Source organism: Microcoleus sp. K4-B3 (genome assembly GCF_036704615.1).
In the GTDB taxonomy this organism is placed as follows: domain Bacteria; phylum Cyanobacteriota; class Cyanobacteriia; order Cyanobacteriales; family Microcoleaceae; genus Microcoleus.
The window spans coordinates 1-22,234 of the sequence record NZ_JAUBSF010000045.1 but is presented as its reverse complement, the minus strand read 5'-3'; the positions used below and the strand labels follow the sequence as shown (position 1 = coordinate 22,234).

General features: G+C 44.2%; 20 protein-coding genes. 10 read left to right on the top strand and 10 right to left on the bottom strand.

The window, feature by feature from the left end; genetic code table 11:
- The first annotated feature begins 57 nt into the window (after nucleotides 1-57).
- The gene (locus tag QUA78_RS18890) at nucleotides 58-666 is read left to right on the top strand and encodes a TetR/AcrR family transcriptional regulator (protein WP_333301310.1); all 609 of its coding nucleotides are present in this window, start codon (nucleotides 58-60) and stop codon (nucleotides 664-666) included.
- 86 nt (nucleotides 667-752) lie between these two features.
- Here QUA78_RS18890 and QUA78_RS18885 read toward each other — a convergent pair whose 3' ends face one another.
- From QUA78_RS18885 to QUA78_RS18870, 5 genes are all read right to left on the bottom strand, one after another.
- The gene (locus QUA78_RS18885; RefSeq protein ID WP_333301308.1) at nucleotides 753-1,937 is read right to left on the bottom strand and encodes a flagellar assembly protein H; all 1,185 of its coding nucleotides are present in this window, start codon (nucleotides 1,935-1,937) and stop codon (nucleotides 753-755) included.
- A gap of 211 nt (nucleotides 1,938-2,148) precedes the next feature.
- Nucleotides 2,149-2,385 (bottom strand): hypothetical protein, encoded by a 237-nt coding sequence (locus QUA78_RS18880; protein WP_333204125.1) that lies wholly within the window; start codon nucleotides 2,383-2,385, stop codon nucleotides 2,149-2,151.
- Between the two features lie 40 nt (nucleotides 2,386-2,425).
- Nucleotides 2,426-2,608, bottom strand: a complete 183-nt coding sequence (locus tag QUA78_RS18875; protein ID WP_333301339.1) for a hypothetical protein — start codon at nucleotides 2,606-2,608, stop codon at nucleotides 2,426-2,428.
- A 221-nt stretch (nucleotides 2,609-2,829) separates the two neighbouring features.
- Nucleotides 2,830-3,006, bottom strand: coding sequence for a transposase (locus QUA78_RS32930; RefSeq protein WP_445302341.1), 177 nt, complete (start codon nucleotides 3,004-3,006; stop codon nucleotides 2,830-2,832).
- A gap of 99 nt (nucleotides 3,007-3,105) precedes the next feature.
- Entirely contained in the window at nucleotides 3,106-4,494 is a 1,389-nt protein-coding gene (locus QUA78_RS18870; RefSeq protein ID WP_333398965.1) for a mechanosensitive ion channel domain-containing protein, read from the bottom strand.
- Between the two features lie 1,111 nt (nucleotides 4,495-5,605).
- On the opposite strand from QUA78_RS18870, the gene QUA78_RS18865 reads away from it, so the two are divergent.
- Entirely contained in the window at nucleotides 5,606-9,346 is a 3,741-nt protein-coding gene (locus QUA78_RS18865; protein WP_333301304.1) for a PAS domain S-box protein, read from the top strand.
- Nucleotides 9,347-9,351: 5 nt separating this feature from the next.
- The gene (locus QUA78_RS18860) at nucleotides 9,352-10,680 is read left to right on the top strand and encodes a response regulator (protein WP_333301302.1); all 1,329 of its coding nucleotides are present in this window, start codon (nucleotides 9,352-9,354) and stop codon (nucleotides 10,678-10,680) included.
- 19 nt (nucleotides 10,681-10,699) lie between these two features.
- Here the strand turns inward: QUA78_RS18860 and hpsU are convergent, their stop codons facing one another.
- The gene (hpsU, locus tag QUA78_RS18855; protein WP_333301300.1) at nucleotides 10,700-11,377 is read right to left on the bottom strand and encodes a hormogonium polysaccharide biosynthesis acetyltransferase HpsU; all 678 of its coding nucleotides are present in this window, start codon (nucleotides 11,375-11,377) and stop codon (nucleotides 10,700-10,702) included.
- A 55-nt stretch (nucleotides 11,378-11,432) separates the two neighbouring features.
- On the opposite strand from hpsU, the gene QUA78_RS18850 reads away from it, so the two are divergent.
- Nucleotides 11,433-12,230 (top strand): cation diffusion facilitator family transporter, encoded by a 798-nt coding sequence (locus QUA78_RS18850; RefSeq protein ID WP_333301298.1) that lies wholly within the window; start codon nucleotides 11,433-11,435, stop codon nucleotides 12,228-12,230.
- A 40-nt stretch (nucleotides 12,231-12,270) separates the two neighbouring features.
- Nucleotides 12,271-12,879, top strand: coding sequence for a hypothetical protein (locus QUA78_RS18845; RefSeq protein WP_333301296.1), 609 nt, complete (start codon nucleotides 12,271-12,273; stop codon nucleotides 12,877-12,879).
- Between the two features lie 133 nt (nucleotides 12,880-13,012).
- Here the strand turns inward: QUA78_RS18845 and QUA78_RS18840 are convergent, their stop codons facing one another.
- The gene (locus QUA78_RS18840) at nucleotides 13,013-13,930 is read right to left on the bottom strand and encodes a glycosyltransferase family 2 protein (protein WP_333202266.1); all 918 of its coding nucleotides are present in this window, start codon (nucleotides 13,928-13,930) and stop codon (nucleotides 13,013-13,015) included.
- Here QUA78_RS18840 and QUA78_RS18835 point away from each other — a divergent pair.
- Complete coding sequence (locus QUA78_RS18835) at nucleotides 13,857-14,069, top strand: hypothetical protein (protein ID WP_333301340.1); 213 nt, start codon at nucleotides 13,857-13,859, stop codon at nucleotides 14,067-14,069. The two genes, QUA78_RS18840 and QUA78_RS18835, sit on opposite strands and share 74 nt — an antisense overlap.
- A gap of 1 nt (nucleotide 14,070) precedes the next feature.
- Here the strand turns inward: QUA78_RS18835 and QUA78_RS18830 are convergent, their stop codons facing one another.
- Nucleotides 14,071-15,039: a glycosyltransferase gene (locus tag QUA78_RS18830; protein WP_333301295.1), complete on the bottom strand. Its 969-nt coding sequence runs from the start codon at nucleotides 15,037-15,039 to the stop codon at nucleotides 14,071-14,073.
- A 186-nt stretch (nucleotides 15,040-15,225) separates the two neighbouring features.
- On the opposite strand from QUA78_RS18830, the gene cobU reads away from it, so the two are divergent.
- The 3 genes from cobU (at nucleotide 15,226) to QUA78_RS18815 (ending at nucleotide 18,842) form a co-directional block, all read left to right on the top strand.
- Nucleotides 15,226-15,801, top strand: coding sequence for a bifunctional adenosylcobinamide kinase/adenosylcobinamide-phosphate guanylyltransferase (gene cobU, locus QUA78_RS18825; protein ID WP_333301293.1), 576 nt, complete (start codon nucleotides 15,226-15,228; stop codon nucleotides 15,799-15,801).
- A 277-nt stretch (nucleotides 15,802-16,078) separates the two neighbouring features.
- Nucleotides 16,079-16,501, top strand: a complete 423-nt coding sequence (locus QUA78_RS18820; protein ID WP_333301291.1) for a hypothetical protein — start codon at nucleotides 16,079-16,081, stop codon at nucleotides 16,499-16,501.
- Nucleotides 16,502-16,772: 271 nt separating this feature from the next.
- Nucleotides 16,773-18,842, top strand: coding sequence for an AarF/ABC1/UbiB kinase family protein (locus QUA78_RS18815; RefSeq protein ID WP_333301337.1), 2,070 nt, complete (start codon nucleotides 16,773-16,775; stop codon nucleotides 18,840-18,842).
- 83 nt (nucleotides 18,843-18,925) lie between these two features.
- Here QUA78_RS18815 and QUA78_RS18810 read toward each other — a convergent pair whose 3' ends face one another.
- Together QUA78_RS18810 and QUA78_RS18805 are read right to left on the bottom strand one after the other, a co-directional pair.
- Nucleotides 18,926-19,321, bottom strand: coding sequence for a hypothetical protein (locus QUA78_RS18810; protein WP_333301289.1), 396 nt, complete (start codon nucleotides 19,319-19,321; stop codon nucleotides 18,926-18,928).
- A gap of 130 nt (nucleotides 19,322-19,451) precedes the next feature.
- Complete coding sequence (locus QUA78_RS18805; protein WP_333301287.1) at nucleotides 19,452-20,561, bottom strand: hypothetical protein; 1,110 nt, start codon at nucleotides 20,559-20,561, stop codon at nucleotides 19,452-19,454.
- 1,025 nt (nucleotides 20,562-21,586) lie between these two features.
- On the opposite strand from QUA78_RS18805, the gene QUA78_RS18800 reads away from it, so the two are divergent.
- Nucleotides 21,587-22,234, top strand: a 648-nt coding sequence (locus QUA78_RS18800; protein WP_333301285.1) for a reverse transcriptase N-terminal domain-containing protein, incomplete at its 3' end; no start/stop codon positions are given.

The window sequence follows — 22,234 nt, the reverse complement described above, 5'->3', positions numbered from 1 at the left end:
CTAAACCGTTCAGTATAATGATGTCAAGAGCCCAAATAAAAATTACAGAAGCAAGGTATGGCAAGGACAAAACCGATCGAACCAGACGCAGCAGGAGGTGACAAGAGCGAGCAAATCCTGCAAGGTGCGATGCAAGAATTTTTAGCCCACGGCTACGCGGGGACGAGTATGGACAAGGTAGCGAAGACGGGGGGAGTTTCCAAAGCCACGGTTTACAGCTATTTTGCAGATAAAGAAGGATTGTTTGCGGCCTTGGTACAGCGGCTGGCCCAAAAAAAAGTCAATTTTACAGTTCTGGATGAAGAACCGGCCGTAGCGCTGCGATTCGTTGCCACAACTATATTAGAACAGGTTACCCAGGAACCTGAATTTCTCAATTTTGTGAGGTTAGTGATTGCGGAGTCGGGGCGTTTTCCCCAGTTAGCGCAGACATTTGTGAGAAACTTAGCTAAACCGGGTATCGATCGGCTAGCGGAATATTTGGCATCGCATCCAGAGTTAAAATTGCCCGATCCGGAGGCAACAGCGCGGATTTTTATTGGATCTTTGGTATATTTCCAGTTAACGCAGGATATGATGCACGGCAAAGAGATTCTGCCAATGGAGCGCGATCGACTGATCGAGGGTCTGCTGCACTTAATTTTATCCCCGCAGTCCAATTCCTAAGTGCGATCGACAGAATCTAGGAATTTTATGTGAGAATTATCGCAGCCATAAAGAGCGAGATCCCTTTATGGCTGCGATCGCAGGTTTTAGTCAGGTGTTTTTCCTAACCGTTCCCTCAATTCCTCAGCCGATAACTGCGGCAGTTGTTCTACAAACAAGGTCAATTCTGCCACAGGCAATGCCAATAAATTAGTAACGACTGTAGGCAGAATATCGCCCAATTCAGGCGATCGCATTTGCAAAACACTTTCAGCCAACAATTTCACTGCTGATTCCCGCCCAGATTCATCAACGGTCAGCATCGATATTGCCAGCAACAGCACTGTAAATTCCGCCGCCGCCAACTTGGATATTGGAGATAGAAAAACTGTCATTTTTGGGCTTAATTCTCCAAATCTAACTTGCAGAAAGTTTTCTAAGATTAAGCGCTGTTGTTCTTGTCTGCCTCGTTCTAGTCCTTGTTCTAGTCCTTGTTCTAGCCCTTGTTCTAGTCCCCGTTCTAGCCCTCGTTCTAGTCCTTGTTCTAGTCCCTGTTCTAGTCCTTCTTCTCTAGCTTGTTGCTGTGCTGCTTGTATTTGTTGTTGAAAAAGTGGTGCAATGGCCATAATTAACTCCCGCTCTTCTGGCTCTAATTCTTGTGGCGCATCGGTTACTAAATTTGACTGTAACCGATACAGCAATTCTAGCGCGATCGTCCGTAACGGATCGTCTGTTGCTAAAGCGCTCAATTGGGAAATAGCCCTTTGCTGCACTCCCCCTTTGCCCAAAATCCTCAACCACAGGGTTTCTGGAGTTTCTGGCAACTGGTGAATCGCCACAATTGCAGTCCGCAAAGATTCCCCCAAAAAATAGATTCCCTGCATCCAATTCTCTGTGTCTGGTATCGCATTAAAGCTATCTACCAATGCTTTCGATGCTGTGGGCATCAAAATCCACAGTTTGGGTAACTGAGCATCATCATAGCGAGTATTTTCTCTCCTAAATTTTCGCTCCAATTCACCTCGCACGTCCAATAACTTGCCCAGACAGCTACAAATTTCGCTAACGTTTGCCGGATTGCGAAACGGTTCAAAAATTGCTGTTGTGTTTGCCATTTTTCCCAACAATCCCAGGGTTTCTGAGTATTCTGGAATTGCGGTGCTGGGAGTGAAGTAAACATCGATTTCTCGGACTTCGGAAGTCACATCGCGACCGATATTAACCGTTCCGATCGGCGAAAGCAATTCTTCCAGAAATTCTTTGGCAAAGCGATCGTGAATAAATCGCGTCATAGAAATTAGGATGAGTTTTATGAGTGAATCCTAGCATACCTACACGCTTTTGATTTAGGTGAGTAAGCCTAGGCGCATCTAAATTTTACAGTCAAGTTTGATTAAATTCTTGTGAGGTGAGATCTCGTAGGCCGCCCGAAAAATACAACGCAAGGTGCGGGACAGCTTATGGTAAGGTGCGCATTACGACCCTACAGAACCCATTTGACATCTAAGAAGAGGGTGCAAGTCTTTTAATCATCAGCCTAATAAAACAAAGGTTGAGCTTGGCAGTCGCATTATCCAAAGTCCTCTCAAAGTTCTTGACTAAAATTTTACATCTTTCCATCCAAGAATTTGAGCGTTCAATTACCCACCTTACTTTAACTGGAACAAATCCTGATTTGCCTTGCGCTTCTTTTTGTGCTTTCGATGGTTTTGCTGAAAGCTCAAACTTGATTTTTGTCATAATCTGTGGATAAATTTTCTCTAACTCTTTTGTGAGATGTTCACTCCTGGTAGCCGTTATCTAGTAGTATCGTAATTTGGGGAATATCCAGAGGTTTAGACTTGAAATAATCCATGTTTAAACTCAACATTTCAATCAAACCAGCATCGTCTGATACGTTGGCTTTCGTGCAATGAGTAAAGAAGGGAAACCCAAGCGTATCAACGGCTAAGTGTCTTTTAATACCATTTGTAGATTTGTAGAAACAAAATCCTTTTGATTCAATACTAGCATTACAAGTGTTTTTAACTGAAGAGTGAGTCTACGAGCATCAACGTAGTCCATTTGCCTTTTTTTTGACCTGTTCGCGTACTTGGCAATGTAATACTCTCATCAGCTCTTCTATTACTCCCTGTGTTCGCCACTGCTTGTAATGCCAATATATCGCCCTTGTAAGGTGGCAAGTCACGCAAGTAAGTCTTGCCAATTGCAGCCATTCTTGAGTTGATAGAAGATGCCATCTAAGATTTCTCTTTTTGTCCAGTTGGATGGTCTAGTTCGCTTTTTTGTAGGTAGTATATTCTGTAGTATGGGTTCAATTATTTCCCATTCTGAATCCGTTAAGCTGCTAGAATAAGGCATGGCTGTTCGATAGTGCTTTTGCGGTCACGCTACCACAAGACCGTAAAAGATGTCAAACGGGTTCTACAGAATTAATTGATGCGTCCAGGAATGTTTAGGTTAATTTTCACTTTCCACACTAAATAGATCTTTGAGCCGTTTCCTTACCCACTCTATAGGATTTTCATCGTCTTCCGCTGCATCTACCAATTCCATTTCTCGAAGTTGCTGTTGCCTCTCGCTTAGTTCTTCTTTGTGTTTCACTATCTCTTGAATAATTTGTTCAGATAAATCCGGCTGTTCTGTTAAAATTTTTTGGAATCCTTCTTTATTGATAGCAAACAAAATTGTTTCTTCCAAAGCTCTCACCGAAGCAGTTCTAGGGATTCCCAACATCAAAGAAAGTTCCCCCAAAAACTGACCCGTACCGAGGTTATTCAGATGTTTGTCAATAGCTTCCACAAAAACTTCGACTGAACCTGAAAGAATCATGTAAAAAGCATCTCCAGGGTCGTTTTCGCGAAATAAAAATTCTTGCGATCGCAGCCGTTGGCGGTATCCAACTTCAATCAATTGCCGCAATTCGAGATCCGTCAGATTTTCAAAGTATTCCACCTCTCGCAGCAAACAGCTAAGGGACGATTGCTTTTTCATTTCCTCTGCAATAATCGGCATTTTTTGCTTGTTTTCTGAGGAAGTGTTCGTGATGTCAATTCCACTTTTTTTGTTGTTGAACATTGACAAAATAACTTCGGGATTTTGCAAATAAATTTCTCTGTCGTTGAACGGAAATTCTATTTTATGCTGGCGAAAATTGTACTCAATCGCAAAATTCAAAGAACTTTTAATTACTTCTCTGTCTGTCGGCCTGTCCGTCCAAACTAAAAGTTCAAATTTAAAACTATCATCGCCAAACTCGACAAACAATACTTTCGGATTCGGTTTGTACAAAACTCCTGCTTCCGCGTAAGCAATATTTAACAGAGTTTCTGTCACTAACAGCGGGTTACTATTCTCGGCTACTTCTACGGGAACTCGCAGACAGAGTAGCGAGTTTTCGTAACTCCAGTTAATGATTTTGTTGCTAATCATTTTGCTGTTGGGAACTATGACGCTGGAGTCGTCATTGGTTTGGATGATGGTCGATCGAATCGAGATTTTTTTGACTATTCCCATTAATCCTTCTAATTCCACAAAGTCTCCGACTTTCACAGGTCTGTCTAAAAGCAGCGTTAAGCCGCTGACGAAATTAGTTGTTAAATCCTGGATTCCAAAACCAATTCCAACTCCCAATCCCCCCGCAACTACTGCAAAAGAAGCGAGGTTGAAGCCTATACTTTGGATGGCGACGATCGCTCCGAAAGCTACTATTAAATACCCAATAATTACTGCGATAGCTTCCCGGTTTCCCTCGTCAATTCCCAGTCGAACTAGCAAGCGTTCCTTAAGAAAGCCAGTAAAAGAACGCGATATGACGAGGATAGCTATGAACAATACAATCAGTTCCACAAGTGACTGCAGCGATACAGGATTCTCACCTATTGTAAATAAGGTCGCTGTAAACATTTGGGATATTTTTATCAATAATTCTTCGGGTATTGTAGTCAATTTAGTTCCAGTTAATAATAAGTTTATTAAAGGTTAAACCTTTGGAACTCAGGACTTTAGTCCTGAGTTCCAAGTAAAAAAAAGCATAATAAAAGTCTTTTTTACGAGATTTTTATTTGTTTTTAGTATCCGAACAAACTGATTTTTTTACAGAGAATAGATATGTGGTTATTCAGACTACGCCATTATGCGTCTTGCCCATTTCTCGGATATATTGTCTTCCCCTGCCTGCGGTTAGTGTGTCACTTTTTCGCAATAGCGGAATCATCTATTATTCATGGGAACCCTCTACTAGCTTTAGTCAACTTTAACTGTCTTGGATTTTATCATACTTTCCGCTGATTTTTTGTTTAAGTCCCGTTATAAACTTAAGCAGGGAGTATTCAATGACTATTTAAGTGGACAAGTCAAATATCCCAGTATTACAATGAGTTTAACTGGTGGAAGAGATATTCATATCACTGTGCCAGTTGCGTCCGTCTTGTGTATATCTAAGAATGTCTAACTGAAAACTAAACGGATTTAGCTAAAATTGAGAACGTTCCAAGAATACTTGGCATTATACCGACATTGGAAAAAAATTAAAACTTAATGGCATTTGTCAATCAGTAAAATTACTGAAAACACTGCTTGTTTAGGAGTGGAAAATGCGCGATTTGGGGGTGGGTGGGCATAAATATGGCGTGAGGCATGACTCCTCGATAGCCCAAATCTAAGTTCTCCACCCAAAATCTGAGTAAATGCTGAGCATAATTGTTGATTGACAAATGCTTCCCTAGCTTAAATTGTCAGCAAGGTTCTAGCGATAGGATCGATCGGCAACAGAACTGCTTGGCGATACATCCGAAGAATTAAGGGAAATAGTGTCGCAAGGGGTATAAATATCGCGTTGAAACCCTAATGGTCGCGCTACTGAAGTTTGCTTCAGTACCCAAATTGGAGGCAACGAAAACCTTGCGATCGCACAATTGGAAAGAAGTTCTAGAATTATAGCTGAAATGCACGAGCCAACATGAGCAAATTCCCACCAGATAAAAACCAACCGCCACAGCAAGAGAGCACAACAGCACAGGTATTGCGACAGGCTCACTTCGACGCTTTTTTTGCAGGTGCCAACGCCGGAATGCTGATTTTTGACCGCCAACTCCGGTATGTCCAAATTAACGAAGTTCTGGCCCAGATGAATGGCGTTTGTGTGGCAGACCATATTGGTAGGTCAGTGCGTGAAGTGCTGCCAGAATTGGCTCCGACTGTGGAACCAATTCTGCAAGGTGTTTTGGATACGGGCAAGCCCATTCTCGACTCTGAATTAGTGGGTGAAACGCCGAAAGAACCAGGAATCGTGCGCTACTGGCAGGCATCTTACTATCCTTTGCGGGATGAAAATGGCAAGGTATTTGGTCTTGGTGGCATTGTGATTGAAGTTAGCGATCGCAAGCGGGCAGAACAAAAGCAGGCACGACTGACGGCAATTTTGGAAGCAACTTCCGACTTAGTAGGAGTTGTGGATGCGACTGGGCATAGCGTCTACCTCAACAAAGCCGGACAGGAAATGCTGGGGATGTCCCCAGAGGAAGCACGATCGCCGTTTACTATAGATTCTGTATTAGCTCCCTCGGCAAGGGCAAAATTCCACAACGAAATAATTCCCACCGCCTTGCGAGAGGGTAGTTGGGCTGGTGAAATCCTATTTTTGTCACGCGATGGGGAAGAAATTCCAGTCTCCCAGGTTTTGATCGTTCACAAAACCGAAGCGGGTGAAGTCGAGTTTATTTCCACTATTGTGCGGGATATTCGCGATCGCAAAACCGCAGAAGATGTCCTCAAACAAAGCGAAGAACGATTTCGTTCTTTGATGGAAGCTAGCGCTCAAATTATTTGGAATACCAATGCTGAAGGCGAACTCGTTAGCGAACAACTCGCTTGGACTGCATTTACAGGACAGACATTTGATAATTACAAGGGATGGGGCTGGCTAGACACGTTCCACTCAGACGATCGCGCTCATGTTGCTAGCGTCTGGTCGGCTGCCTTGGCCAATCGATCGCTCTATCAAGTTGAATTTCGTATGCGCCGCTATGACGGGGAATATCGCTACATGAGTTGTCGTGCTGTACCAATTCTGAACGCGGATGGTTCAATTCGGGAATGGGTTGGGGCTAATACAGATATTACCGATCGCAAACAAGCTGAAGAAGCTCTGCGCGAACAGCAAGCTGCGCTGCGCGATCGCAACGTCTTGCTGAGCTCTATTTTGGAAAGTACCCCAGACATAATTGTGGTTAAAGACCGGGAAGGCCGATATGTTGCCCTTAATTCCTTTGTGGCAAACTTGTTCTTTTACGGTAAACCCATAGAGGAGATTGTGGGTAAAGATGATTCGGAACTGATGCCCCCTGCTGCTGCCGTTCCAATAATGGCAAAAGACCGCGAGATTATGAAAGCAGGCACTACTGAAACCTACGAAGAAGAAATTTCTAATGGTGAGGGCAGCAATTATTTTTTAACCACAAAAGCCGCTTGGCGGGACGGTCAAGGCAATATTCTCGGTATTATCGCCATAGCACGAAACATTAACGATCGCAGACAAGCTGAAGCTGAGCTGCGCGATCGCAATGCACTGCTAAACTCTATTTTGGAAAGTACACCAGACATCATTGTTGTTAAAGATCGACAAGGGCGTTATGTTGCCCTTAACTCCTATGTGGCAAACTTTTTAGGCAAGCCAATTGAGGAAATCATCGGCAAAGATGATTTAGAATTAATGTCGCCTGACAGTGCTCGTGAAATTATGGCAAAAGATCGCCACATCATGGCAGCAGGAATCACTGAGAGTTACGAGGAAGATATCTCTTCTCATGATGAAAGCCCTACGACCTTTTTAACTACAAAAGCTCCTTGGCGGGATGCTAATGGTAATATCCTGGGCATCATCGCCACAACACGAGATATTACCGATCGCAAACAAGCGGAAGATGCGATCAAACAAAGCGAAGAACGCTATCGTTCGCTAATCCTTGCTACATCCCAAATTGTCTGGACAGGCGATTCTGAGGGGCGATGCCCGGATATGCCGACTCTGAGAGCTTACACCGGACAAACCGTAGCTGAGGTTGTTGGTTTTGGCTGGTTAGATGCAATTCACCCGGACGATCGCGAACGAACGGCTCAGGTGTGGATGGAAGCAGTGCAAACGAAAAGCCTGTATGACATAGAATATCGAATTCGCGCAGCGGATGGAAACTATCGTTATTTCCAAGGTAGAGGGGTGCCAATTCTAAATGAAGATGGCAGCATCCGGGAGTGGATTGGCACTTGTACCGATATCCACGATCGCAAACAAGCAGAATTTCTAATGGCAAAAGCCAAGGAAGCAGCAGAAGCTGCTAGTCGGGCGAAAAGTGAATTTCTTGCTAACATGAGCCACGAATTGCGGACTCCGCTTAATGGCATCATGGGATACGCGCAGATTCTTCAGCGTTCCAAAGTCTTGAAGGAAGAAGAGCGATCGCGCATTGATGTCATTTATCAGTGCGGTTCTCATTTACTGACGTTAATCAATGATATTCTCGATTTATCGAAGATTGAAGCACAGAAAGTGGAACTCATGCCCACCGATTTTCATTTCCCGGCGTTCCTGCAAGGTGTCGCAGAAATGTGTCGTATCCGAGCTGAACTAAAAGGAATTCACTTCCATTTTCCCTCAAGCCCCGAACTCCCGATCGGTATTCGTGCGGATGAAAAACGCTTGCGACAAGTGTTAATTAATCTTTTGAGCAACGCTATTAAATTTACGGATGAGGGCAGTGTCACTTTTATAGTCAGTTTTGCAACAGAAGAAAAAATTCGCTTTGAAATACGCGATACAGGTACCGGCATTGCCCAAGATCAACTCCAAGCTATCTTTCAGCCCTTCGAGCAGGTAGGAGATCGCAGGCGGCAGACGGAAGGTACGGGATTGGGACTGGCAATTAGCAAAAGGATTGTAGAACTAATGGGCAGTACCATTCAGGTTCAAAGTGAGATGAATGTTGGCAGTATTTTCTGGTTTGATGTCAATCTATCTCAAGCCGATGAATGGGTGAAAACGTCTCAAATCGACCATCGCGGGCAGATTGTCGGCATCAAATACCGCAAACCTAAGATTGTGGTTATTGATGACAAATGGGCTAACCGTTCGGTAATTAGCAATTTGCTCAGTCCGATCGGCTTTGAGGTGTCTGAAGCCAACGACGGGCAGGAAGGCTGGGAAAAAATTCTGGAGGTACAGCCAGATTTAATCGTTACCGACTTACTAATGCCCGAACTAGATGGCTTCGAGCTAATTAAGCGGGTTAGAGAATCGGAAAATTTCAAAGACATCATCATTATTGTCTCTTCTGCCAGCGTATTTGAAATCGATCAATACAGAAGTTTAGAAGCAGGAGGCAACACTTTTATTCCCAAACCTGTTCAAGCCACGGAACTCCTGCAAAAATTACAACAGTATCTTGATTTGGAATGGGTTTATGAAGCTAATGAAGATCCGCTGGCGATCGCCTCAGACACCAACGAGCTAATTGCCCCGCCTGCTACAGAAATGGAAATGCTATACGAGCTGGCTATGAAAGGAAATTTCCTAGAAATAGTTAAGCAGGCGGTATTACTTGAAGAAATAGACCCAAAATACATTCCCTTTGCTAAAATATTGCATCAGATGGCAAGGGACTTTCAAGACGAAGAGATTTTAACGTTTATTCAGTCCTACAAGTAAGGTTTATGAATCCAGAAATTCAAGCAAATGGTACGATTCTTATAGTTGATGACAATTCAGCTAACTTAGGTGTCTTGTCTGATGCCTTAAGCCAAGAAGGATTTGAAGTTCGGGTTGCGAAATCTGGAAAAATGGCACTAGAGCGAGTTAAATATGCTCTACCAGATCTAATCTTACTAGATGTCATGATGCCAGAGATTGATGGATTTGAAACCTGTCGTCGATTACAGGCTAATCCAGAAACTAAACAGATTCCCATTATATTTATGACGGCTCTCTCGGATACGGCTAATAAAGTTGAAGGGTTTAAGCTTGGGGCTGTAGATTATATTACCAAACCCTTTCAACAGGAGGAAGTATTAGCTCGCGTCAAGCTGCATTTAAAGCTTCATGTTCTTACTGACAAATTAGAGGAAAAAAATACATTATTGGAGCAAAAAGTTGTAGAAATCAGCCAAGCCTATGATGCTTTGCAACAAATGCAAATTAAGTTAATCCAAAACGAGAAAATGTCGGGATTAGGGCAAATGGCGGCTGGGATTGCTCATGAAATCAATAACCCGATAAATTTCATCTCTGGCAATCTGGGTTATGCCCAAGAGTACGCTCATAACTTACTAAAAATCATACACCTCTATCAAGAAGATTATGTAAATCCCACCCCTCGGATTCAAGCAGCAATGGATGAAATAGAACTGGATTTTTTGGAGGAAGATTTTATAAAAGTTCTTAACTCAATCAACTTAGGAACGCAGCGCATCCAGGAGATTGTCAAGTCTATGCGAATTTTTTCTCGCCTGGATGAGGCAGACGTGAAAGCAGTAAATATCCATGAAGGAATTGATAGTACACTCACCATCCTGCATCATCGTTTAAAAGCAAAACCAGAGCATCCAGAGATTGAACTAATAAAAGAGTACGGTCAGCTTCCACAAGTAGAATGCCATGCCGGACAACTCAATCAAGTGTTCATGAATATTATTTCCAATGCCATTGATGCTTTGGATGAATCTAATCAGCAGCGTTCCTTTGCAGAAATCAAGCAACACCCGAACCGCATTCGGATTTGTACAAAATTAATTGACGAGAATTGGGTTGGTATTTATATTAGTGACAACGGTCGGGGAGTTTCCGAAACCTTACAAGCGAAACTATTTGACCCTTTTTTTACCACCAAACCTATCGGTAAAGGAACTGGCTTGGGGTTATCTATCAGTTACCAAATTATTGTTGAAAAGCATGGGGGCAGATTATACTGCCAGCCTATAGCAGGAAAGGGAATAGAATTCGTCATTGAAATTCCAATTCGGCCACAAGCTAGTCAAGCTGCTTAGTTTCCCGGTGCAATGTCTCTTACGAACTTTGGTTAATTTCTCGCCGATCGCGCGGATGACAGGGATTACCCGTACAAACAAAGCCGGCAGGCATATTTTTAAAGACGCTACTGCGAGCTCCAATTAAAGCGTTGGCACCGATTTCGACACCAGGGCCAATGAAGCAGTCGGCGGCAATCCAAACGCCGTTATTAATGATAACAGATGCTGTTATTAAGCCAAAGGCTGGGTCTTGGGGGTCGTGAGTGCCGGTGCAGAGGTAACTTTTTTGAGAAATGACGCAGTGTTTGCCGATCGCAATTCGATCGAGACTGTACAATACAACATCATCTCCGATCCAACTGTAGTCGCCGATTTCAATTTTCCAAGGATAGGTAAAACGAGCCGTAGGGCGGATAATCACACCACAACCTATTTTCGCTCCAAATAACCGCAGCAAGCCGCTTCTGATGCCGTTAAAAGGGTGTGGAGTGAGGGAAAATGCAACCGCCTGCACGAACCACCAAACCAAAATTAGCCAACCAGGCTTTCCCCGATCGAAATTTGATTGGTTGTACAGCCGCAAATCAACTAAAGATTCCCCAGTCAAAGTATTTAGCTGATTGTCGCTAATTGGACGATCGTTTATTTCAGGATTTGGGGAATTTGCGATCGGCTTTTCCGGTTCTTGGTTCGGATTTGGTATATTATAAGTCATTGATAGTTAATTTAATGTTTAATTAAAAATCGAGTTTAACCTGAAGGACTGCTGCATGACATTTCCAGTTACGAACAATTTTGACTCTGAAAACGCCAAGGATCTCGCACAATGCGAGAATACAAATCCCAGAATTGGCAAAGTGCGGCTTTTACAAACAGCATTGATACTGCTTAGCAGCTTTTTTATCGCAGAGTTAATTGCCGCGCTTAATTCTCATAGTTTGTCCCTATTAGCAGATGCGGGTCACGTCTTTTCAGATGTAGCAGCTTTAGCAATAACTTTGACCGCCACTTGGTACTCCTCAGTCAAACGCAAAAGTAAATCCGTAGATTGTACGATCGCACAATCGCCAATCCCTGAACGAGGAGAAATCATTGCTGCTTTAATTAATAGTATCAGTTTAGTAGCGATCGCCCTTTGGATTGCGGCAGAGTCGATCGCCCGCTTGCTGTCTCCAACCCCCGAAGTAGAAGGGCTCCCGATGTTAATTACCGCCATAGTCGGTTTAAGCATCAACTCAATCAATGCTTGTTGCTTGCATTCCTGCTGTCACGGCGACTTAAACCTCAAAAGCGCCTTTCTGCACGCAGTTGCCGACATTTTTTCGTCGGTTGGAGTAATTCTAGCTGCGATCGCCGTGGCGTGGCTGCACTGGAATTGGGCGGACGGCTTAATTAGCTTGCTAGTTTCGGCATCTATTATTTTATTAACCCTACCCCTGCTAATCGAAAGCATCCAATTGCTGCTAGGAAAAGTATCAGCAATATCCGCAACTCAACAACCTTGCGACTGCGAAAAAGTGAGCGCAGAAAAATTGCTTTTTCCATCCCTCGAAGAACTCATCAAATAATATCTCTTCATCTGCCCTCAACCATAGAAATAGATAACTAATGTCCTACAGTGATTTTACTTTAAATCGAGTTGCTAAAGAGTTTAATTTAACCATTTCCGAGCGCTCTAATATTTTCACAGAAATTCCAAAATTAACACCAAGCGATTTTCTCCAAGAAACCCTGCGCGATAATCTACCTTTAGCCCTTGGTAGCAATACGGAAAAAGCGCGGTCGGAATTAATTATTGCTCCTATTCTAGTCGAACTCCGAAAACAATTAAATTATCAAATTAGCTGGTTTTCGGGTATTGACTTTAGTGTGGATGCCAGTAAAGGATTAAACGGCAGTTGTGATTTTATCATCAGTCAATCACCTGAACTTTTATTTGTTAGTGCGCCAGTTATTACCGTCGTAGAAGCTAAAAAAGAAAATATTTTAGCTGGTTTGGGACAATGCGTAGCGGAAATGTTGGCAGCGCAAATTTTTAATGAAAATGAAGGCAATGAAATTCCTGTGATTTACGGTACCGTTACCACAGGCACTAACTGGAAATTTCTGAAATTAACAAAACAGACGATCGAAATTGATTTAGTCGAATATTTTATCAACGATTTAGGTAAAATTTTAGGTATTTTAGCTAGTGGCATTCACTCAAGTATTAATTAGGTAAAGAAACCCGGCGGTTGAAATCGCGTCTTGTCAAACGAAGTCCCTCTGTAACAGACTAAGAGAGACTCGGCGGTTGAAACCCTGTCTGCACAAACTTTCGTCCGGATGGTGCGCGGACTGAGAGGGACTCTCACGGCAATTTCACTTCTGTCTCCTGACTGATAACTACTGGCGGCGACAAAGGCGGCTGAGATTCTGCCACATTCAACTGACCGCCACAACAACGCAACTCGTAAAGTTTGGCATTAATTTGATACTCGTATTGACTCAATAGCCTTGCATAAATATAGCCAGCTTTTCCATCCAAAAAGCCTAACTGAATGAAGTAAAATAAAATAAATCTGAGCATTGGTTTAAAAGGCAGCCACACCCAAACTTTTTTGAGAAATCGCTTCCGCTGTACGGCATCTCCAAATAAGTTAGCACCAATAGTGCCGCTGTCGTCGCGCCCTTCAATAATATTGTAATAAACGCGAGCTTCCCAATTAGAATAGCGGTTGTGCCGTTCTATCCAGTGAAATAAATCGCGGTAATCTTCGTGGATCATGTCATTTTTTAAGTAGCCGACTTGACCGGATAAAATGACGTGTTCGTGAACTTCGTTGTCGCCAGTATTGGGGACGGATTCAGTGCCGAGATTTTCGTAACGGCCTTTTTGATGCTTGAACAAACGCAAATTCCAGTCGGGATATCGGCCGCCGTAACGCAGCCACTGACCTAAAAATAAGACTTTGCGGTTGAGGTAGTAACCGTCAAAATTGGGGTCTTCGATCGCCCGCGCGATTTCGTCCCAAAGTTCCGGCGGAATGCGCTCGTCGCAATCGACAATTAATACCCATTCGTTGCGAAAGGGTAGATTGTCTAAAGACCAATTTTTCTTTTTCGGCCAGCGTTTGTCGAAGTAGAATTGCACTACTTTTGCGCCGCTACTGATGGCAATTTCTACCGTGCGATCGCTGCTTTGGGAATCAACCATGAAAACTTCATCCGCCCTGGCAATGCTGGCCAGACACGCAGGTAGATTAAGTTCTTCGTCTTTTGCCGGAATGAGAACTGAAACCGGAATCTTGGATGAACTAGATGTCATAATCGAGTGCTTGAACCTGAATGCGGTAGAGTTTTTGTGGATGAAATGCGATCGGCACAGCCGCGCCGACGACTTGAGCAGCGAGGGATATTGCCTATAGCCTAATGCCTAGTGGTCGATTTCGGTGCAAAAATCAGGCCGCGGATGGCTGCGCTCAAATAACCGATTTGACCCCAGGCAAAAACGAAATTTTCAAAGCGCAGCGCCGGATCTCTAATATATTTAAAAGACTTCCAGACACCCCTCAAGATTCTTTCACCCCCTCGCCCAAGCTGAGCAATACCGGCTCGATCGGACAATTGTTCCCGATAACACTCGCTGATGCCTTGCCACCACCCGCGCTCTAGAAACCAAGCTTTGTTGAGCCGTTCTGCAGCGACATTGTGAAGCACCACGGCCTCCGGTAGATAAACTACTTGCCAACCTAACTCTAAAGCTAATTCAGTGGCCCGCAACTCTTCATTTGACAACAATTTTGTGCCGACTCTACCGAGTTTGACATCGAAGCCGCCAATTTTTTCGAGAAACGTGCGCCGGATCGAGTAGTTTACACCCCTGGGAGTCAAACCGGCAGCAGTCACGTAAACGCAATTTTCCCCCAAATCGTAAACTCCCAAGTTCTGGGCCAATCCCGGTGACAGCCATTCGGGCGGGGAGACTCCACAAGGCCAGAGCAAGTTGACTTTGCCGCCGGCTACGGCTAGTTTTTGATTGCTTTGATAAGCCGCGTGCAGCACCCTGAGCCAATTAGGGTCAGCAACAGCGTCGTCGTCGAGATAAGCTAATATTTCGCTGCGAGCTTCTGAAGCGCCGGTGTTCCGGGCTACTGACAGACCGATTTCGGGTTCCCAGACGTACTTGAGGCGGCGATCGCCCAGTCTTGCTTCTACCACCTCGCGGGTGCGCGAAGTGGAACTTTCCGGGCTCGCATAATCGCTAGAAGCGTTATCCACTACTACTACTTCAAAGTTGTCGGGAAAATCCTGTACCAGCAAGCTGTCGATCGCCCCCCCTAAATAGGCGGCGCGATTGTGGGTGCAAATAATCGCTGATATCTGAGGGTCTGGCATAAATAGCAGCTTGGGAAATACTGGGGTTCTCGATCGACTTACTGTGAAATTGTCTCAACAATGCTATTATCGCTTAAAAAGCATTTGGTAGTTGGCAGTTTAAATCATAATTGGTAATTGGTAATTGGTAATTGGTAATGGTGTTTAATCCTTTGTATGTGACTAATGACTGCTGACTAATGACTAATGACTAACTCACAACCCCCGGCATCCAGACAATTAATCTTAGTAACTGGGCCGGCCCGAAGTGGCAAAAGTGAATGGGCCGAAACTCTGGCGGCGGGTTCTGGAAAACAAGTAATCTATGTGGCTACCGGTCGGGTTGATGAAGCCGATTTGGAGTGGCTTCGTCGCCTCGAACAGCACCAAAATCGCCGTCCTGTTGATTGGACAACTCTAGAAGTGCCGATCGAATTATCGGCAGTTGTGCGAGCCGGCAAGCCCTCGGATTGCTTGTTGATTGATTCCCTGGGAACTTGGACGGCGAATCTTTTGGAACAAGAAGCGGCTGTTTGGGCTACTGCGCAGCAAGAGTTGCTGGCTAGTTTGAAGTCGGCGGCGGCTGATGTAATTTTGGTAGGGGAAGAAACCGGCTGGGGCGTTGTGCCTGCTTATCCGGCGGGGCGGCTGTTTCGCGATCGCCTCGGCACTCTCGTGCGCCAGATCGGGGCGATCGCCGATACTGTTTATCTCGTCACCGGAGGTTACGCCTTGGATCTGAGCGTTCTGGGTACGCCGCTGCCGCCTGCTGCGAAAAATTAACAGCCGGAGTCCCCATTGACAAGGGAGAAAAAATCTCGGTTTCCCGACGGACAATTTTAACTAAAAATCAGGTATAATTTTAACTGAGATTGAAAACTCAAGACTAAGATAAATTAGTCAAAAAACATACTCCCTCGGGCAACCCGCACAACAATTTGACACGAGGAATAGCCAAATTTTCAAATAATGTAAAATATAAAATGTCTCTTGAGAAAGAGTGCAAATTTCAAAGTGAAAGTCTAAAATCACCAATTAGTTGACAGGTTGACTAAAAATTATGGCATCAGAGAGTGAAGTGAGAAAATACATTGCTTACTGGTTTCAGTTAGGCAAAAAAGTATTAATTCGCAACGGTTCCGAAGCGCTGCTGCCCCAATCGGTAATTGCGGGCGATCGCTACAGCAGCGAATTTGAAGACTGCTGGCAAAAAATCATTTCCCCCGACAGCGGAGACTGCTACCTGCAAGGCACAAACGAAACAATTTCCCAACTGCTGACACCAGCATGGGACATCAGCCCCTGCGCGCGCTGCGCGATGCCCGTAGTGTTCCAACAAACCGGAATGCCCCCGGAGTTCTGTCCCTGTAACGACTTACCGAACTGGCCCGATACCGAAATGCCACAACCTCGATCGCCAGTCAGCACAAAATCGCAACTGTCAGGAATTCGCGATCGACTCCTCAAAGCTGGCGGCGAATAAACGAATGATATTGTAGTGCGTTCACGTGACGCGATCGAGTGGACGCACGAGTGACCAGAAAGCGGGTTTTTGGCGAAAAGACGCGTTGCAACCCCCAGATCCAGTAAAAAACCCGCTTTCTGTGGTCCTAGTGCATAAGTCTTGGACTGTTGGCTAGTGACTAACCCCTAAGGACTAATAACTTCTGCCTTCGGTTTTATGCCTTAAAGCAGTGGTGAGAAGGCGACAAATTGTTACAATGTCTTTACAATGCTTCACAGGTCTGAGTTTTATGGATGTCAAGACGGTATCGCCAGCCTCCCCGCTAACTTACTCAAATTCAGGGACTCACGCTGCACTCGGCAATCTCAAAGAGGTAGAAACAGTTCCCCTGCAAGCTGTACAAGTAGAACTAGAGACAGTGGCGGTCACTCCCGAACCGCTCAAATCAGCCAGAGACATAGCTTATGAGTTGGCAGGAGATGCTGTGCGCTACGATCCAGTGGCGATCGCAGCGCAGTACCGAAATCGCCCCCTGCAAGTCTGGGGACGGCTGTCGAGCGTTGTTTGGACATTTTTTAGCTTTGCCCTAAGTTTATGGTGGGACGGCAAAACAGGCAACACCGCCAGGAACGAAAAGCGTCGCGCCGCCAGACTGCGAGAAATTCTCAGCCAACTCGGCCCCGCTTTCATCAAAATAGGACAAGCACTCTCAACACGGCCCGACTTAGTACCGCCCGCATATTTAGAAGAACTAACAACGCTGCAAGACCAATTGCCAGCATTTCCTAACGAAGTAGCATATCAATTCATCCAAGAAGAATTGGGCGCCCACCCCAAAGAAATCTACGCAGAAATTAGCCCCGATCCGATCGCCGCAGCTTCTCTCGGACAAGTCTACAAAGGCAAACTCAAAACCGGGGAAACAGTCGCCATCAAAGTGCAGCGACCAGGTTTAGCCGAGAACATCGGCTTAGATATCTACATCCTGCGGCGCGTTGCAGTTTGGGCACAAAATAACTTCAAAATAATTCGCAGCGACCTCGCAGGCATTATGGACGAGTTGGGCGAGCGAATTTACGAAGAAATGGACTACACCCACGAAGGTCAAAATGCCGAACGGTTTGCCCAACTATACGGTCACATCAAAGACATTTACGTTCCCAGCATCTACTGGGAATATACCCGCCGCCGCGTCTTAACAATGGAGTGGATCACCGGCGTCAAACTCACTAATTTAGAAGCAGTTAAAGCTCAAGGAATCGACGCTCCTTACTTAATTGAAGTGGGGGTGCAGTGTTCTCTCAGACAACTGCTAGAACACGGTTTCTTTCACGCTGACCCGCATCCCGGCAATCTTTTGGCAACTCCTGACGGTCAGTTGGCTTATCTCGATTTCGGCATGATGAGCGAAGTTAAACCTTATCAGCGATACGGCTTGTTAGAAGCTGTGGTGCATTTGGTGAACCGCGACTTTGAAGGTTTAGCAAAAGATTACGTGAAGTTGGAGTTTTTAACGCCAGACACCGATTTAACGCCAATTATTCCAGCTTTGGCCGGCGTATTTAACAATGCTTTGGGTGCTAGCGTTGCCGAACTGAATTTCAAAAGCATTACTGACGAGCTTTCGGCGGTGATGTACGAATATCCTTTCCGAGTTCCAGCTTACTATGCTTTGATTATTCGATCGCTCGTCACCTTAGAAGGCATTGCCATCAACGTTGACCCCGAATTCAAAGTGCTCAGCAAAGCCTATCCTTATGTCGCAAAACGGCTGTTGAGCGACCCCGCACCGGAACTGAGAGCATCCCTGCAAGACTTGCTGTTCAAACAAGGCGAATTCCGCTGGAACCGCTTAGAAAACTTGCTCAACAATGCCCGCGAGAGCGACGATTACGATGTCAGCAAAATCTTGAACCAAGCATTAGAATATTTATTTTCCGAAAGAGGAGATTTCATTCGCGATCGTATTGTCCTTGAATTAGTCAAAAGTCTTGACACACTTTCCAGCAATGCTTTTGCTAACGCCAAAGCTGTAGTCGGCGAATGGTTTGGAGTCAAGGCAAATCAACCTGTGGTTTCACAAACGGAACAAAAAAACTTAGAGCACATCAAGCGGATTTGGGATATTTTGCAATCAACTCCCGGTTTTGACGGGATGAAAGTATTGCAGCTTCTTCCGCAGTTGTTGGTGAAACCGGAAGTGCAGAATATGGGCCAGAAAGTAGTCGGCGGTTTAGCTCAAAGAGCAGTTGCTAGGGTTATTCGCGAGTTTTTGCTTTCGCAGGAACCGGCTGCGATTCCCGATAATGGAAGCTATGCTAAAACTTCGCCTCAGTTGTCTTTACCTGCTGCGAAGTAGTTTGATTGGGCGTTTTTTTGACCGCAGATATTAGCAGATAAACACAGATGAACGCAGATGAAATTTCGTCTGCGTTCTTTTAATTAAGCTAGTGCTGTAGCTGCTGGTAAAGGTTCAATTTCTTCGGGCTTGGCGTGACGGCGGGGGTCATCAAAACCCCAAGCAAATAGCCAATCGGGGTCAACGTTACCGCACCCGATCGAATATATTTGGCTGTATTTGAAATGCTTGAAAAATTCCTGACATTTTTCATCGGTCATTAGCGATTCATCTAGTGGCAAGTCGTGAATTAGGGCGTATAAATCAAATTCGTTTCGCTCTGGATTCCATTGATAACGCAATTCAGGAGTGTAACCAAGTTCTAGCAGTTTTGTCAATGCTTCATCAGGGTTTTTATAGCTGTCTAAGTGAACGCGGTTCAGGGAAACAACTACTTGTACGTGGTGGTACTTTGCGGGTGTTAATCGATATTCGGTCATCGGTTTTTCCTTTTTTTCTCATCACAGGTGTAATAGGTTCTTCCGGTTGCATCGGGGTGTCTTGTTGCTACGTTATGATACTCGCACAAACAAAAAACGGCAATTCCAGATTTACTGGGAACTCCAAGAACTACTGAAGCTTGAATCCTTTAGCGGCTAATTGCTGGCGGAGACTTTGAATTATTACGCGATCGAGAGTATTTTCACCACTATTGGTACTAGATTGGCGCTGTTGTTCAATATATGCTGTACGCTTTTGAGATAAGTCGCGGATCGTCTTTTTAATCGCTTCTCTTTCGGTTTTCTTTCCAGCAACATATGCTCTCTTTTCTGTTAGCGTCATCCCTCGCATGATTTCTGGTAAATTATCATCTGATATTGCCTCTAGTTTAACTGTTCCGTTTTCGAGAGCATCCAGCAAGTCCCAAGAAGCATTATCATAGTATTCAGAAGCTTTGGACGCACTACGCAAAACCGTATTGCTGCCAGCATTACTATCTTCAACTGCTTGACGTTGTTGTCCTACTCTTCCTTCTCTACCGTAGGGAATGTAGGTTTGATTGAGTTTAGTATTCCAAGTAGAAATTTCGTCGTCGTAAGGGGACTTAATTACCACAATTTGTTGGTTTTGATTAATGTTGAAGCTACTGCCTTTTGCTAACTCTGCTCCTGATGCCCAAAGTCTTCGCTCCTGACTTTCGGCTGAACCACAGTAGATTGTATTAACGAGTGTATCTCCTTTGACAGCGAGATTTACAGATTGATTCCAAACTATTGGGCCTTGATCGAATGGTTCATTACCCGCAATAAAAATCACGCGAAAATCTTCCTGATTTTTACTCCAGTTTAATTCTTGCATTGCCGAACGAATTACCCAGCCAGCATATTCTTGACCGCCGTTGGTTTTGATACTAAATAGCTTTTCGGAAACTAAATCTAATTCAGGAGTAAACCCAGTTAATAATCTCACAAAACCTTCCGAGGAAGGTAAGCTGTCATTACCATAATGGTACAGAGCAACCTCTAACTCTGGTACTTCGCCATCTTTGGTTACTTTAGTTAAAAAATTAACAATTTGCCAAAGTTGAGTACGAGTCTGGTCAATCAATCCATCCATGCTATTACTAGAATCTAAAAGGATGGCTATCTGAATTTTTGCTTTTGCGAAAGCTGCTGTGGGAGAACACAAGATACTTAGGGTTAAAGCTGTAGTGAATAAAATTCTAGTTAGTTTCTGCATGGAATTTCCCCTACAAATTTATTTTTTACCCAATTATAGTCAGTGATAGTATAGATTTAGTTCCTGGTGTCAAGCCAGTTGTAACAAAATTTTACATTTGCGATTAATTCAGTACAGGACTTACGCACTCCGACGGAAGAAACCGGGTTTTTTACCTTGGGTGTGGACTGCAAAGTTCTAGCAGTTTTGTTAATGCTGCATCAGGAGTTTTATAGTTTTCTAAGTTAACGCGGTTTAGGGAAACAACTACTTGTACGTGGTGGTACTTTGCGGGCGTTAATTGATATTAGATCATCGGTTTTTCCTTGCTTTTCGTCACAAGAGTAATAGGTTTTTCCGTTACATCTTATTATGGGTTAGAGTTGCTTTTGGGAAAATAAAACAAATTTACTTAATGAACTGCAATGCTCACCCTGCTTGTCCGTGCGTTATCATAGAAGGAGTCGTGCGATTCGTTTAATCTAAATGGATAGAAATATCCAGGGACGGTTAACCTAACCCACTGGTTAGTATAACTAAATATACATCTAGATGCAGGATTCACAAGTCCCTAGTTCTAGTCCGCAAGTGCAGCGGTAAAAGCAAATCCCCTATGTTATTGAATAGCAACCAATAGGATAAAGCGGGGATAAAAGGCAGAACTACTGGTAGCCGAAACTGGTAACTGTTGAGCAAGAGTTCATGTGTAGCGAAAGCAAAGATGTATCTGAACCATCGTAACTATTGATGGTCTAACGGCTGATTAAGACCAAGCCAAAAGGCAAGGATAGGGAGTAGGCGATTTACTCTTCGACCTATAAGCACTTCCCATAAACCCGGTGGATAGCATCACACTAAAAACTCCATCAATGTATATTTGGAACGAAGTAACTCCCATGTGTTTCTGGAAAACAGGTCGTTTACCCAGTAAGTAGCTAACGAATAACATATGAGAGAGGGATTGTATCAAAAGCCAATGCTCTGTTGTAATGACAGAGATATGCAGACAGATACACGGTAACTTCAAAGATAGGAACCCATTAGCAATGAATAAGTCTAAAACGCGGGACAACCCGACGGTGGAATGGAACCAAGTCAATTGGCGAAAAGCCGAAAGATTGACGTTCAAGTTGCAAAAACGTATCTATCGAGCAAGTGAGCGTGGCGATGTTAAAGCAGTTCGCAAGCTTCAGAAGACCTTAATTAATTCTTGGTCTAATAAGGTGTTAGCGGTACGACGGGTTACACAAGACAACACTGGCAAACGTACAGCAGGAGTGGATGGTATAAAACTACTAACCCCGAAGCAACGAATTGAGCTAGTAAGTCAACTCAAAACAACTGGTAAATCACAACCGACACGTCGGGTAATGATTCCAAAACCAGGCACTAATGAGTCAAGACCATTAGGAATACCCACAATGTACGACCGCGCCCTACAAGCAGTTGTAAAAGCAGCTCTTGAGCCTGAATGGGAGGCTAAATTCGAGCCAAACTCTTATGGTTTTAGACCAGGTAGGTCATGTCACGATGCAATAGGAGCTATCTTTGCCAGTATTGCGGTAAAAGCCAAATATGTGCTTGACGCTGATATTGCCAAATGCTTTGACCGCATTAATCACAAAGCGTTACTTGACAAAATCAATACCTATCCACGACTCCGAAAACAAATTAAGTCGTGGCTCAAAAGTGGG